Here is a 13,860-nt window from a genome sequence, read left to right as displayed (position 1 = left end):
TCGTCGTCGATCGGGGCATCGCGACCCCCGTCTATGGAAACCTGGTTTCCACGCCCAAGGAGTCCGCACCATGTCTAGTACCCGCAAGCGCCTCGAAGCGCTCACTGCCAACCTGTCGCTTCCGCAGGCCGCCGCCCAACCTGTCGTCGATCTGCCGAAAGCAGCGCCTCCGGAAGAACCGGCACCGCACGCGGCAGCACAGGCCGGTGCAGGCGTCGCCAGCACCAACACTGGCGCCGGCACTGGATTGGAAACCCGGTTTCCACCAGCCGTCGGCGGCAGCCACGTTCCGCGCACAGGGCCAGGCCAGATGCTCGCATTCCGCGGCCAGATCCAGCAGGTCGAGGGCGAGATGGCTGCACTGCGGGAAAAGCTGCGCCAGTACGAAGGTTCGCTGCCCACCCGCAAGATGGATCCCGCCACGATCCGGCCAAGCCGCTGGGCGAACCGTCACGAAACGGCATTCAAGACCAGCGAGTTTGCAGGCCTCAAGGCAGACATCGAACATGCGGGCGGCAATGTGCAACCGATCCTGGTGCGTCCTCTCAAGGATGAGCCGGGGCAGTTCGAACTCGTCTTCGGGCATCGCCGGCATCGCGCCACGCTGGAGCTGGGCATTCCCGTACTGGCATCGATCTGGACGGACGACCTCGGCGACGCCGCATTGTTCGCGGCCATGGACCGGGAAAACCGCGAACGCGCCGATCTGTCGCCGTACGAGCAAGGCGTGATGTACCAGCGAGCGCTGGAAGAGCAACTGTTCCCCACGCAGCGCCAGCTTGCCGAAGGACTGGGCGTCAGCCACACCTGGGTGCGCAAGGCACTGATGGTGGCGCAACTGCCGTCGGCCGTGGTCGAGTGCTTCCGCTCTCCTTTGGAAATCAGCTTCCGCCACGCCGAGCAGATCAATGCCGCCATGGCGCTCGATCGTCGGGCTCTCCTGAAGCGGGTGGAAAAGCTGCGGGGCCAGACCTTGTCGCCGGCACTGGTGTTGTCGCGCCTGCTGGACTCTGCTCCAGGCTTCGAGCGCAGCGAGAGGGTCGAGGTCCAGTTCGATGGCCAGAAGTTCGGGACGTTGGTGCGCTCGAAGGCCGGCGAGGTCACCATCACCTTGACACCGGGAGCGGCAATCAGCGCTCCGTTGGACTCGTTGGAATCGGCGATCACCGACGCTTTGCGCCGGGCGCGTAGCGTGAGCTGACACCGCCTTCTGCGGGGACATCAGACCCAAATGTGAGAACCATTGGGATTTGATGTTCCCCCCAAGGGCATCCTCGATACGTCTTTGCTCCACATTGGTGATCGCAAGCCAGCCAACCTTGGATGGCAGCCTTCTCCGGGAACCGAAGGCAAATGATCCGGCTGCTCAAAGGCGGTCGACCACCTTCACAGTCAACTGCAACATGACGTGTCATGGGGCCACGTCGAAGCGCCAGTGATGTTGCCCGCCGGGGCATCGCAATAAGGTATCCGAAGCCGGTGAGGGCGCCGGTTGCCGTCTCCTGCGATGTCATCACATTCCGCATCCGCTCGACGAAAGTGAGCGCAGGCTTCAGGGACTTGTTGGCCGCTGACAAGCACTTGCAAACTCAACCTCGAAAGCACCACAAAAGTTCACCCCATCTGACGGCTGGTGGAGCCGAGTGCCCCGGTATGGCCCCCAAATGTCCGTGTGCAACGAAACATCTGCACACCTCGCTTAGCTTCATCGTCCAGATAATGCCAATCAAATCAACGAGTTAAGTTGAGCTCGCGTTGTAGACTCTAGAAATGCAACCAAGAATTGCATGAATGATTATTCCGCTAATCATCGAAATAGAATGAGCGCTCTCCATCCAATCCCAGACCCAGGCACCCATGAGTTCAGACGGCACGTCATCCCCCTTTGCCCACATCGATGACGAGACCCTCGTGAAACTTGCGCAGGAGTGGCGGGCTTACGCGCAGCGCGGCGAGAAGGAGGCCTACGGCACCGCGCATGCACTCGAGGTCGAAGTACGCCGCCGCTCCCGCCAAGCCGCGGCCCTTGAGGAAACGGTGCCCCCGGCCGAGCCCGCCGCTGAGCGTCCCTGGTGGAAGTTCTGGCAATAGCCTCTCCCAGCCGCAGAGCCCGAAGCCAATGACATCGCTCCAGTCCCGCAAGCTTCATCGCGGTCACTTCGCGTTCATGCGGGCATTGGCGCAGGGCATCGACGAACGCACCAGCTGGGACCGCTACCTTCGGCTCGAAGGCGAGCACACCGACCTGCGGGTGGTGCGCCGCACCATCGCGTGGATCCGCGACGAGTTCGCTGCGGCCGCCCGACGCGAGCAGCGGCCGGGCACGGCGCGGCTGATCCTGCTCGATCCCGACCAGTTCTCCAAGGCGACCCCGCTGCCGAGCCTGGGCGATTTCGCGCAGGCCCAGGGCCTCGAGGATTTCTCCGAAGCCGAGCAGATCGAGGCTTATGAAGCGGCCTTTCCCGCGGCCGGGAGCCAGGCCGGCGGCACCGCCCGGGCGTCGCGGCGCACCCGCGTGGTCGAGCGCCAGCTCGACGCGCTGCGCTGGCTCGAAGGCCTCGCAGCGCAAGACCCGCGCCCCGGCGACGGCGTCTCGGCGTGGCTCAACCCGGCGCTGGCCGCGCGGCTGGAGCGCGCCGAACTGCCGACGCTGGTCGCGCTGGTCGGTGCCATCAACTTGAACGGGGCGCGCTGGTGGGTCCGTGTGCCCGGCATCGGCGAACGCAAGGCAGCGCGCATCCTCGACTGGCTGCGCGCCAACGAAGCACCGCTCGGCCTGCGCGTCGGCATGCACGCGACCCGCCGTCGCCGGCAGGTGAGTCCGGTGGACCTGGCTGCCGTGGTGCCCGCCGCCACCGCGCTGTTGCCGCTCGAGAAGTTCGTGGTGCCGCCCGATCTTGATGGACGCAGCGGACGCTTCCGCGCCCCGCAGGACACATGCCTGCTGCCTGCAGCGACCGACCTCGAGGCCATCGGCGCGTGGCTCGAGGCCAAGCGCCCGCACGACTCGTCCGCCGAACTCTCGCCCACGCAGCGCTCCTACCGCAAGGAGGCCGAACGCCTGCTTCTGTGGACCGTGCTCGAGCGCAAGACGGCGCTGTCGTCGCTGTCGGTCGCGGACGCTGCCGCGTACCGCCAGTTCCTTGCCGGGCCGCCCGCGGCTTGGTGCGGCCCGCGGCACAACCAGCGCTGGTCGCCGCTGTGGAGGCCGCTCGAAGGGCCGCTCGCACCGACCGCCGTCCGCCAGGCGATGGCGATCCTGCGCAGCCTCTTTGCCTTTCTCGTGCGCCAGAACTATGTGGTGGGCAATCCGTTCGCGGCAATGAACGAGCCCGCAGCGGCACCGCGCGCGCTCGGGCTGCATCGCACGCTGAGCTTCGCGCAGTGGCAGCACCTCGACACCCTGCTGGCAAAGCACTCAGCCACCGAGTCCGGCCGGCGGCTGCGCCGCGGCATGCGCTGGGTCTATGCGACCGGGCTGCGGCTGGCAGAGATCACCGGTGCGACCTGCGGCGATCTCCGGCGGGTGGTTTTTCGCACGCCCGATGGACGCGATGCCGCCGGCTGGTTGCTGTCGGTCCACGGCCGGGCAGGGCGCCGGCGCGAGGTGCCGGTGCCGCACGAACTGGTGGCGGACCTCGAGGAAGAACTGGCGCACCACGGCTTCGAGCAAGCAGTCGGTGCCGACGGCAACCGCGCCATCCACGTGCTGGCGCGCTTCGACCTGAAACCCGAGCCGCCCAGGCCGTGGTCGACCTCCGGCTTTTACAGCGCCATCAAGCTGTTCCTGGCCCAGGCCGCGCGCACGCTCGAGGGCACCGACGCGCAGAACCTGCAGCGCGCCAGCATCCACTGGCTGCGCCACGCGCACGGCGTGCATGCGCTGCAGGGCGGGGCAGGGCGCGCACCGGTGCCGATCCAGGTCGTGCAGAACAACCTGGGCCACGTGTCGGTCGGCACGACCGCCGGCTATCTGGATGCTCAGGCCCCCACCGGCCTGATGGAGATGCAGCGCTTCTGGGCGCCCTCGGCGGACCTGCCGTCCTAGCCGCGCACCAGTTCGCCCGTCAGCACGTCGCGGATCTCGCTCGGCTTTCCGAGCCCGCCCAGCGGCGCGTCGACCAGCACGTCGATGCCTTGAGGAAAGTAGGAAAGCACTTCGCCGGCCGTGCGCGCAGGTGGCTGTCCGTGCGGGTTGGCGCTGGTCGATACCAGCGCGCCGCCGAAGGCGCGGCACAGCGCCGCCGCATCCGCGTGCGCCGTCACGCGCAGTGCGATGCCTTCATGCCGGCCCGAGATCCATGCAGGCACCCGTTCGCTGCCCGGAAATATCCAGGTGAAGGGGCCGGGCCAGCTCGCCATCGCCTTGTCGAGTGCCGACGAGGGCACGCGGGCCAGGTCGACATACGGCGCAACCTGCGCGAAGTCGGCGGCGATCAGCAGCACCCCTTGCGCCAGCGATCGCTGCTTGAGCGCGCAGATGCGCGTCACCGCCGCTTCGTTCGCGGGATCGCATCCCAGTCCCATCACTGCTTCGGTCGGGTAAGCCGCCACCGCGCCCGCGCGCAGCCGCTGCGCGATCTCACCGGCGTCCGCGGACACGTCGCGAAAGGTCTGCATGGGGGTGGTCGGCTGCGGCATGAGGGCCGCCAGTCTAGCGATGCTGCATGTCCGCGCCGGCCGCATGGACGGTGCGCGTCACGCGGTCGCCGATGGTTCCGTCGCAGGTGCCTAGCGAACGGCCGGGTCAGAACGCGTCGCCGGGCACGCGCACCCAGCCTTCCATCAGCACGCGGGCGCTGCGGCTCATCACTGCCTTGGTCACGCGCCATTGGTCGCCTTCGCGCGTGGCCTGGGCGCCCACGCGCAAGGTGCCCGACGGGTGGCCGAAGCGCACCGCCTCGCGCGCTCCGCCGCCGGCCGCGAGGCTCACCAGCGTGCCGGGGATGGCTGCCGCGGTTCCGATGGCCACTGCGGCAGTGCCCATCATCGCGTGGTGCAGCTTGCCCATCGACAGCGCGCGCACCAGCAGGTCGACGTCCGTCGCCTTCACCGCTTTGCCGCTCGAGGCGGTGTAGCCGGCGGGCTTCGCGACGAAGGCCACCTTCGGCGTGTGTTGGCGGCCCGCCGCTTCGCCGACATGCGCGATGAGGCCCATGCGCACCGCGCCGTGCGCGCGGATGGCCTCGAACCTTGCGAGCGCCGCGGCGTCGCCGTTGATCGCGTCCTGCAGTTCGGTGCCCGTGCAGCCGATGGCTTCCGCGTTCACGAAGATGGTGGGAATGCCCGCGTTGATCATCGTCGCCTGCAGCGCATCGACGCCGGGCACGTCGAGCGTATCGACCAGGTTGCCGGTAGGAAACATCGCCCCGCCCGCGCCTTCCTCCTCCGCGGCCGGGTCCATGAATTCGAGCTGCACCTCGGCGGCCGGGAAGGTGACGCCGTCGAGCTCGAAGTCACCGGTCTCCTGCACCGCGCCATCGGTCATGGGCACGTGTGCGACGATGGTCTTGCCGATGTTCGCCTGCCAGATGCGCACCACCGCCACGCCGTTGCGCGGCACGCAGGCCGCATCGACCAGCCCGTTGGAAATCGCGAACGGGCCGACGGCCGCCGACAGGTTGCCGCAGTTGCCGCTCCAGTCCACGAAAGGCTGGTCGATCGACACCTGCCCGAACAGGTAGTCGACGTCGTGGCCGGGCCGGTCGCTCTTCGACAGGATCACCGCCTTGCTGGTGCTCGACGTGGCCGCGCCCATGCCGTCGATCTGCTTGCCATAGGGGTCGGGGCTGCCGATGACGCGCAGCAGCAGCGCATCGCGTGCCTTGCCCGGCACCTGTGCGGACACGGGCAGGTCCTGCAGGCGAAAGAACACGCCCTTGCTGGTGCCGCCGCGCATGTAGGTGGCGGGAATCTTGATCTGTGGAACGGATGCCATGGCGATGGGATGGGGTGTGGGTTGTCTTCAGAGGGCCGACGCGTTCGCGGCCAGGAAGTCTTGCGCAAAACGCTGCAGCACGCCGCCGGCCTCGTAGATCGACACCTCCTCCGCCGTGTCGAGCCGGCAGGTCACCGGTACCTGCACGGTCTCGCCGTTCCTGCGGTGCACGACCAGCGACAGCTCCGCACCCGGCGCCGGCCTGCCGGCCACGTCGTAGGTCTCGGTGCCGTCCAGCCCCAGCGTGAGCCGCGTGGTGCCCGGCTTGAACTCCAGCGGCAGCACGCCCATGCCGAGCAGGTTGGTGCGGTGGATGCGTTCGAAGCCCTCGGCCAGCACGGTCTCCACGCCGGCCAGGCGCACGCCCTTGGCGGCCCAGTCGCGCGAAGAGCCCTGGCCGTAGTCGGCGCCGGCCACGATGATCAGCGGCTGCCTGCGCTGCAGGTAGGTCTCGATCGCCTCCCACATGCGCACCACCTTGCCCTCGGGCTCGACGCGCGCCAGCGATCCCTTCTTCTGCACGCCGTCGACCACCGCCATCTCGTTGACGAGCTGCGGGTTGGCGAAGGTGGCGCGCATGGCCGTCAGGTGGTCGCCGCGGTGGGTGGCGTAGGAGTTGAAGTCTTCCTCCGGCAGGCCCATCCGGTGCAGGTACTCGCCGGCGGCGCTGTCCATCAGAATCGCGTTCGACGGCGACAGGTGGTCCGTCGTGATGTTGTCCGGCAGCAGCGCCAGCGGCCGCATGCCGCGCAGCGTGCGCGGGCTGGCCGCGAGCGCGCCCACGCCTTCGCTGTCCCAGTAGGGCGGGCGGCGGATGTAGGTGGATCGCGGGCGCCAGTCGTACTGCGGGCTCACCTTCTCGCCGGTGTCCGCCTGGATCGCGAACATGGGGTCGTACACCTTGCGGAACATCTCCGGCCGCACCGAAGCCGCGACGATCGCGTCGATCTCCTCGTCGCCCGGCCAGATGTCCTGCAGCCGGACCTCCTTGCCGTCGGCGATGCCCAGCACATCGCGCTCGATGTCGAAGCGCATGGTGCCTGCGATGGCGTAGGCCACCACCAGCGGCGGCGAAGCGAGGAAGGCCTGCTTCGCATAGGGATGGATGCGCCCGTCGAAGTTGCGGTTGCCCGACAGCACGGCCGCGGCGTACAGGTCGCGCTCGATGATCTCCTGCTGGATCTTCGGATCGAGTGCGCCCGACATGCCGTTGCAGGTGGTGCAGGCGAAGGCCACGATGCCGAAGCCCAGCTTTTCGAGCTCGGGCAGCAGGCCGGCGTCGCGCAGGTAGAGTTCCACCGCCTTCGAGCCCGGCGCCAGCGACGACTTGACCCATGGCTTGCGCGCGAGGCCCAGGCGGTTGGCGTTGCGTGCCAGCAGTGCGGCCGCGATCACGTTGCGCGGGTTCGAGGTGTTGGTGCACGAGGTGATGGCCGCGATGATCACCGCGCCATCGGGCATCAGTCCGGCCGCTTCCTGCGCCCGCGCCTCGGGCAGGCCCACGGCGATGCTGCGTTGCGCCAGTTCCGACGTTGGCAGCCGGCGGTGCGGGTTCGAGGGGCCGGCCATGTTGCGCACGACGCCGGACAGGTCGAAGCGCAGCACGCGCTCGTAGCTCGCGGTCTTCAGCGCATCGCCCCACAGGCCGGCGGTCTTCGCGTAGGCCTCGACCAGCGCGACCTGCGTATCCTCGCGGCCCGTGAGCCTCAGGTAGGCCAGCGTCTGTTCGTCGATGTAGAACAGCGCCGCGGTGGCGCCGTATTCCGGGCACATGTTGGAGATGGTCGCGCGGTCGCCGATCGTCAGGCCTCGCGTGCCTTCGCCGAAGAACTCGAGGTATGCGCCGACCACTTTTTCCTTGCGCAGGAACTCGGTGAGTGCCAGCACGATGTCGGTGGCGGTGATGCCCGGCTGGCGCCGGCCGGCGAGTTCCACGCCCACGATGTCGGGCAGGCGCATCCACGAGGCCCGGCCCAGCATCACGTTCTCGGCCTCGAGCCCGCCCACGCCGACCGCGATCACGCCCAGCGCATCGACGTGGGGCGTGTGGCTGTCGGTGCCCACGCAGGTGTCGGGAAAGGCGACGCCGTCCTGCACGAAGACCACCGGCGACATCTTCTCCAGGTTGATCTGGTGCATGATCCCGTTCCCCGCCGGGATCACCTCCATGTTGGCGAAGGCGCGCTTCGTCCATTCGATGAAGTGGAAGCGGTCTTCGTTGCGGCGGTCCTCGATCCGGCGGTTCTTCTCGAAGGCCTGCGGATCGAACCCGCCGCACTCCACGGCCAGCGAATGGTCGACGATGAGCTGCACCGGCACCACCGGATTGACCTGCGCCGGATCGCCGCCTTCGGCGGCGATCGCATCGCGCAGCCCGGCCAGGTCGACCAGCGCGGTCTGCCCCAGGATGTCGTGGCACACCACGCGCGCGGGAAACCACGGAAAGTCGCGGTCGCGCCGTCGCTCGATGAGCTGCAGCAGGCATTCGTCGAGGATGGCGGGCTCGCAGCGGCGCACCAGGTTTTCGGCGTGCACGCGCGCGGTGTAGGGCAGGGTGTCCCATGCGCCGGCGCGCAGCGTGTCGACCGCGGTGCGGGCGTCGATGTAGTCCAGCGTGGTGCCGGGGAGTCGTTTTCTGTGGGAAGCGTTCATCGTGACGGATCAGGAAGCGAAACTGCAGGCCCGGCGCATCGCAAAGCGCCGGGCGCGTCTGCAGCGGAAGCGGTTCATTCGGAGCGGATGTCGTTGTCCTTCACGACCTGGGCATAGCGCGGAATCTCGGTGCGGATCAGCGCGCCGAACTGCTCGGGCGTTCCGCCCGCCGCCGACACGCCGGTCGGTTCCAGCCTGGCGTTCAGCTCGGGTGCCTTCAGTCCGGCATCGAGCGCGCCGTTGAGCTTCGCGAGCACCGCCGGCGGCACGCCCTTGGGCGCGATCAGCCCGTGCCATGCCACCACGTCGTAGGCGGGCAGCGCACCCGCCTCTGCGATCGAGGGGATGTCGGGGTAGGCCTGCAGACGCTGCGCCGTGGTCACGGCGAAGGCGCGCAGCCGGCCCGACTGCACGTGCGGCATCAGCGCCTCGGTGCCCGCGATGAGCATGTCCACGTTGCCTGCCACTAGGTCGGTGACCGCCGGGCCGGTTCCGCGGTAGGGCACGTGCGTGGCCTTGACCTTGGCCATGCCGAACAGGTACTCGCTCGTGATGTGCAGGTGGCTGCCGTTGCCTGCCGACGCGAAGGTCAGCTTGCCGGGGTTCTGCCGCGCATAGGCCAGCAGCTCCTGCAGGTTCTTCGCAGAAACCTTGGCGGGGTTCACGCACAGCACGTAGGCACCCTTCGAAAGCTGGATCACAGGCGTCATGTCGGCGACCGGGTCGAAGCGCAGCTTGTAGAGCGCGGGGTTGACCGTGTAGCTGCCGGCCACCAGCAGCAGCGTGTAGCCGTCGCCGGGCGTGTGCAGCGCGTACTCGGTGCCGAGCGTGCCGCCGGCACCCGGGCGGTTGTCCACCACCACCGACTGGCCGAGCCGCTGGCTGAGCACGTTGGAGGCCACGCGCGCGATGAAATCGGAACCTCCGCCGGGCGCGAAGGGGCAGACGATCTTGATCGGCTTGCTGGGAAAGGCCTCCTGCGCCCATCCGGCCCGGGCGAGCGGAAGGGCCAGTCCGGCCACGGCGGCCGAAGAGAAGGCACGGCGATTCAGCGTCATGGTGTTGTCTCCAGTGTTGTTGTCCATGCGTCCCGCGAGGGCGTCCCATCGCGGTGGGCACGCCAGTGTGCACATGCGGAGCGCAATCGCAAGAGGGCAATGCGTGCATCGGACTCGGCCGCTGCACGCGGACGACACCACGCGGTTCAGACGCGCGCCTCGATCGGCACGAACGCCAGGTCCTCGGGTCCGGTGTAGTTGGCGCTGGGGCGGATGATCTTGTTGTCGATGCGCTGCTCGATCACGTGCGCGGCCCAGCCGCTGGTGCGCGCGATGACGAACAGCGGCGTGAACATGGCCGTGGGCACGCCCATCATGTGGTAGCTCACCGCGCTGAACCAGTCGAGGTTGGGAAACATCTTCTTCACTTCCCACATGACGCTCTCGAGCCGTTCGGCGATGTCGTACATCCGGGTCGAGCCGGCCTCGGCGGACAGCGACTTCGCCACGCCCTTGATCACCACGTTGCGCGGATCGCTCACGGTGTACACCGGGTGGCCGAAGCCGATGACCACTTCCTTCGCCTCCACGCGGCGGCGGATGTCGGCCTCGGCCTCGTCGGGCGAGTCGTAGCGCTTCTGGATCTCGAACGCCACCTCGTTCGCGCCGCCGTGCTTGGGCCCGCGCAGCGCGCCGATGGCGCCTGCGATCGACGAATACATGTCGCTGCCGGTGCCGGCGATCACGCGGGCAGTGAAGGTCGAGGCGTTGAACTCGTGCTCGGCGTACAGGTTCAGCGAGGTATGCATCGCGCGCACCCAGGCTTGCGAGGGCGCGCGGCCGTGCAGCAGGTGCAGGAAGTGCCCGCCGATGGAGTCGTCGTCGGTCTCCACGTCGATGCGCTTGCCCTGCGTGCTCCAGTGGTACCAGTACAGCAGCATCGAGCCCAGCGAGGCCATCAGCCGGTCGGCGATGTCGCGCGCGCCGCCCAGGTTGTGGTCGTCCTTCTCGGGCAGGATGCAGCCCAGCGCCGAGACGCCCGTGCGCATCACGTCCATCGGATGGGCGCCGGCGGGCAGGCTCTCCAGCGCCTCCTTCACGTTCGCGGGCAGGCCGCGCATCGCCTTCAGGCGCGCCTTGTAGGCCCTGAGCTCCGCGCGGTTGGGCAGCTTGCCGTGCACCAGCAGGTGCGCGATCTCCTCGAACTCGCAGACCTCGGCAATGTCGAGGATGTCGTAGCCGCGGTAGTGCAGGTCGTTGCCGGTGCGGCCCACGGTGCACAGCGCCGTGTTGCCGGCGGTCACGCCCGACAGGGCGACGGATTTCTTCGGCTTGAAGCCGGCTGGGATTGTGGTGTCGTTCATGCGGGTTCCTTTGCGTTGCTTTCCGTGTTCTCGTCGCTGGCCCGGTGCGTATCCGCGCCGGGAATGCGCGCGGGGCGACCCTTGCCGTCGACCGCGACCATCTCGAACAGCGACTCGAGCACCGGCCGCGGCTCGCGCCCCGGCTGCTGCGCAGTGCCGTCGACGCGAACCGTCAGCGAACTGCGGCCGACGCGGCTCACCCATGCGCGCAGCCGCAGCACGCTGCCGACCGGCACGGGCGCCAGGAAGCGGGCGTCGCCGCACCGGGCCATCACCACGTCGGAGCCGGCGAAGGTCCGTGCGGCCAGGAAGGCCGCCTTGGACATCAGCAGCAGTGCGTTGCCGCCGAACAGCGTGCCGTAGTGGTTGGCGTGCTCGGGAAACACGATGTCCGTGAGTTCGAGCGCCGTGTCGTGGTTCGTCATGGATTCGCAATTTACGCAATTGCGTGACCATAATGAAGGACTGAATTAGCCAATCATTGCGAATGAAGAACGCCGAATTTGCGAATCTTGCAAATCTCGCGAATAGCGCAGGAGCGCGAACGGCAGCGCATTCGCCAGGAGTCACACGATGAGCAAGACCTTCATGGGCGTGCGCCTGCGCAAGCTGCGCGCCGAACGCGGCATGACGCAGGTGGCGCTGGCCCAGGTGCTCGGCCTGTCGCCCAGCTACCTCAACCAGCTCGAGCAGAACCAGCGGCCTCTCACGGTGGCCGTGCTTCTGAAGATCAGCCGCGCCCTCGGCGTGGATGTGCAGCAGTTCTCCGAGGACGAGGAAGCCCGCCTCGTCTCCAGCATGCGCGACGCGCTGGCCGACAACCCCGGCGGCGAGACGGTCGCACTGCCCGAACTGCGCGAGGTGGCCTCGCAGATGCCCGCGGTGGCGCGCGCGCTGCTCGCGCTGCATCGGCGTCACCAGGAAGCCACGGAGCGGCTCGAGATGATGGCGGCCGAACTCGGCGACGGGCGCGGCGACCTCACGCGCGTACGCCCGATGCCCTTCGAGGTGGTGCGCGACTTCTTCTTCGCGCACCAGAACCACTTCGAGTCGCTCGACCTGGCGGCCGAGCAGCTCGCGGGCGAGGCGCGCGGCCATGGCGGGCCGCTTTCCGAATGGCTGCTGTCGCGGCTCATGCAGCGGCACGGCGTGCGCGTGGTGCCGACCGACGACGACGCCATGCACAGCCAGCGCCGCTACGACGCGGCGAGCCGCTTGCTGCGCCTGTCGGGCAGCCTGGAGCCGGGCCAGCAGTCGTTCCAGCTGGCCACGCAGCTCGCGCTGCTGGAGCAGAGCGAACTGATCGAGTCGCTGGTGGAAGGCGCCGACTTCGGCGACGCGACCGCGCACGCGCTCGCGCGCATCGGCCTGGCCAACTATTTCGCCGGTGCCGTGCTGCTGCCGTACGGGCTGTTCCTGAAGACCGCCGAATCGCTGCGCTACGACATCGACCTGCTGGCGCGCCGCTTCGGCGTGGGCTTCGAGACCGTCTGCCACCGCCTCAGCGCGATGCAGCGTCCCGGCGCGCCCGGCGTGCCGTTCTTCTTCGTCCGCGTGGACCGTGCCGGCAACATCTCCAAGCGGCAGTCGGCCACGCACTTCCACTTCTCGAAGACCGGCGGCACCTGCCCGCTGTGGAACGTGTACGAGGCCTTCGCCCAGCCCGGGCGCATCCTGCGCCAGCTCGCGCGCATGCCCGACGGGCGCACCTACCTGTGGGTGGCGCGCACCGTGTCGCACGGGCAGCGCGGCTTCGGCTCGCCGAGCAAGACCTTCTCCATCGGCCTGGGTTGCGACATCCGCCATGCCTCGCGGCTCATCTACGCCAAGGGCCTCGACCTTGCCGACGAGGACGTGCCCACGCCCATCGGCATGGGCTGCAAGGTGTGCGAACGCGTGGCCTGCCCGCAGCGGGCGTTTCCCTTCATCGGGCGGGCGCTGGATGTGAACGAGAACGAAAGCCGCTTCACGCCGTACGCGGTGGCCGACGCGTAGGGGTATGGGCGGAATCGGCCCCGATGTGGCCGAACATGCGAACCGGCGGGAACTCCTGCGGCGCATCGGGTTCAATCGCGGTCGACCTCTCGTTCACCGCAAGGGGAATGCCACCCCCGCCGGCCGCATGGCCCATATGCCTGCACTGCGCCGACGACCTCATCCACAGAGAACGCCTTCCGTCCCCATGAACGACGCCTGTCCCATTTCTTCCCGTTCTCCCCGTTCTCCCATCTCTGGCGAAACCCTCGACCGCGACCGGCTGACGCGCCTGGTCGCTGAGGCCGCCGACAGCACCGCAGCCCTGCAGTTCGACCAATGCGATTTCGACGGCGCCGACCTGTCCGGCCTCGACCTGCGCCGCGCGCGCTTCACCGGCTGCAGCTTTGCCGAAGCCGTGTTCCGCAAGACCCAGCTCGCCGAAACGCACTGGACCTCGTGCCGCGCGCGGCAGGCCGATTTCGAGATGGCCGACCTGACCGACGCGCGCTTCACCGCCTGCGACCTCAACAACACCGGCTGGCACCGCGCCAAGCTCGCTGCCACGCACTTCGCGGAGGTGAAGCTCACCGGCGCGCACTTCCATGAAGCCCAGGTGCTCGGCATCGGCTTTCGCGACTCGCTGCTTGCGGGCGCCGACCTGCGCGGCATGTCGTTCCGCAAGCAGACCCTCGCGCAGCTCGACCTGCGCGATGCCGACCTCGGCGGCTGCGACTTCCGCGACGCCGTGTTCGAGGGCGGAAGCCTGCGCGACGCGAACCTCAAGAACGCGCGCTTCGATGGCGCCGACCTGCGATCGGTCGATCTCGGCGGCCTGCGCATTGCCCATGTGTCGCAGTTCTTCAAGGGCGCGATCATTTCCCACGACCAGGCCGCCACGCTGATCGGCGAGCTCGGCATCCGCGTGCTGTGA

Annotated in this window: 11 protein-coding genes; 5 read left to right on the top strand and 6 right to left on the bottom strand. The window is 68.4% G+C overall.

From position 1 onward, the window contains the following. The first annotated feature begins 70 nt into the window (after nucleotides 1–70). From AACL56_RS29505 to AACL56_RS29495, 3 genes are all read left to right on the top strand, one after another. Nucleotides 71–1,201 carry a ParB/RepB/Spo0J family partition protein gene (locus AACL56_RS29505; RefSeq protein WP_339093555.1) on the top strand — a complete coding sequence of 377 codons (1,131 nt, stop codon included), beginning with the start codon at nucleotides 71–73 and terminating at the stop codon, nucleotides 1,199–1,201. A gap of 656 nt (nucleotides 1,202–1,857) precedes the next feature. Then, a complete protein-coding gene (locus tag AACL56_RS29500) occupies nucleotides 1,858–2,091 on the top strand; it encodes a hypothetical protein (RefSeq protein WP_339093554.1) in 234 nt (77 codons plus the stop codon). A gap of 28 nt (nucleotides 2,092–2,119) precedes the next feature. Beyond that, nucleotides 2,120–4,048: a phage integrase family protein gene (locus AACL56_RS29495; protein ID WP_339093553.1), complete on the top strand. Its 1,929-nt coding sequence runs from the start codon at nucleotides 2,120–2,122 to the stop codon at nucleotides 4,046–4,048. Here the strand turns inward: AACL56_RS29495 and AACL56_RS29490 are convergent. The 6 genes from AACL56_RS29490 to AACL56_RS29465 form a co-directional block, all read right to left on the bottom strand. After that, nucleotides 4,045–4,641 (bottom strand): L-threonylcarbamoyladenylate synthase, encoded by a 597-nt coding sequence (locus AACL56_RS29490; RefSeq protein ID WP_339093552.1) that lies wholly within the window; start codon nucleotides 4,639–4,641, stop codon nucleotides 4,045–4,047. The two genes, AACL56_RS29495 and AACL56_RS29490, sit on opposite strands and share 4 nt — an antisense overlap. Nucleotides 4,642–4,747: 106 nt before the next feature. Then, a complete protein-coding gene (gene prpF / locus AACL56_RS29485; protein ID WP_339093551.1) occupies nucleotides 4,748–5,938 on the bottom strand; it encodes a 2-methylaconitate cis-trans isomerase PrpF in 1,191 nt (396 codons plus the stop codon). Nucleotides 5,939–5,965: 27 nt separating this feature from the next. Continuing rightward, nucleotides 5,966–8,590, bottom strand: a complete 2,625-nt coding sequence (gene acnD, locus AACL56_RS29480; RefSeq protein ID WP_339093550.1) for a Fe/S-dependent 2-methylisocitrate dehydratase AcnD — start codon at nucleotides 8,588–8,590, stop codon at nucleotides 5,966–5,968. Nucleotides 8,591–8,664: 74 nt separating this feature from the next. Beyond that, nucleotides 8,665–9,648, bottom strand: coding sequence for a tripartite tricarboxylate transporter substrate binding protein (locus AACL56_RS29475; protein WP_339093549.1), 984 nt, complete (start codon nucleotides 9,646–9,648; stop codon nucleotides 8,665–8,667). Between the two features lie 146 nt (nucleotides 9,649–9,794). Further along, nucleotides 9,795–10,952, bottom strand: a complete 1,158-nt coding sequence (gene prpC, locus AACL56_RS29470) for a bifunctional 2-methylcitrate synthase/citrate synthase (RefSeq protein ID WP_339093548.1) — start codon at nucleotides 10,950–10,952, stop codon at nucleotides 9,795–9,797. Next, complete coding sequence (locus AACL56_RS29465) at nucleotides 10,949–11,377, bottom strand: acyl-CoA thioesterase (RefSeq protein ID WP_339093547.1); 429 nt, start codon at nucleotides 11,375–11,377, stop codon at nucleotides 10,949–10,951. Before AACL56_RS29465 ends, prpC begins: the two co-directional genes overlap by 4 nt. Nucleotides 11,378–11,525: 148 nt before the next feature. Here AACL56_RS29465 and AACL56_RS29460 point away from each other — a divergent pair, with 148 nt between their 5' ends. Together AACL56_RS29460 and AACL56_RS29455 are read left to right on the top strand one after the other, a co-directional pair. Next, nucleotides 11,526–12,947: a short-chain fatty acyl-CoA regulator family protein gene (locus tag AACL56_RS29460; RefSeq protein ID WP_339093546.1), complete on the top strand. Its 1,422-nt coding sequence runs from the start codon at nucleotides 11,526–11,528 to the stop codon at nucleotides 12,945–12,947. Nucleotides 12,948–13,134: 187 nt separating this feature from the next. Beyond that, nucleotides 13,135–13,860 carry a pentapeptide repeat-containing protein gene (locus AACL56_RS29455; RefSeq protein WP_339093545.1) on the top strand — a complete coding sequence of 242 codons (726 nt, stop codon included), beginning with the start codon at nucleotides 13,135–13,137 and terminating at the stop codon, nucleotides 13,858–13,860.

This window comes from Variovorax paradoxus (assembly GCF_902712855.1).
In the GTDB taxonomy this organism is placed as follows: Bacteria; Pseudomonadota; Gammaproteobacteria; order Burkholderiales; family Burkholderiaceae_C; genus Variovorax; species Variovorax paradoxus_Q.
Note: the sequence above shows the minus strand (reverse complement) of the source record. Positions and strands in the feature narration are given on the sequence as shown.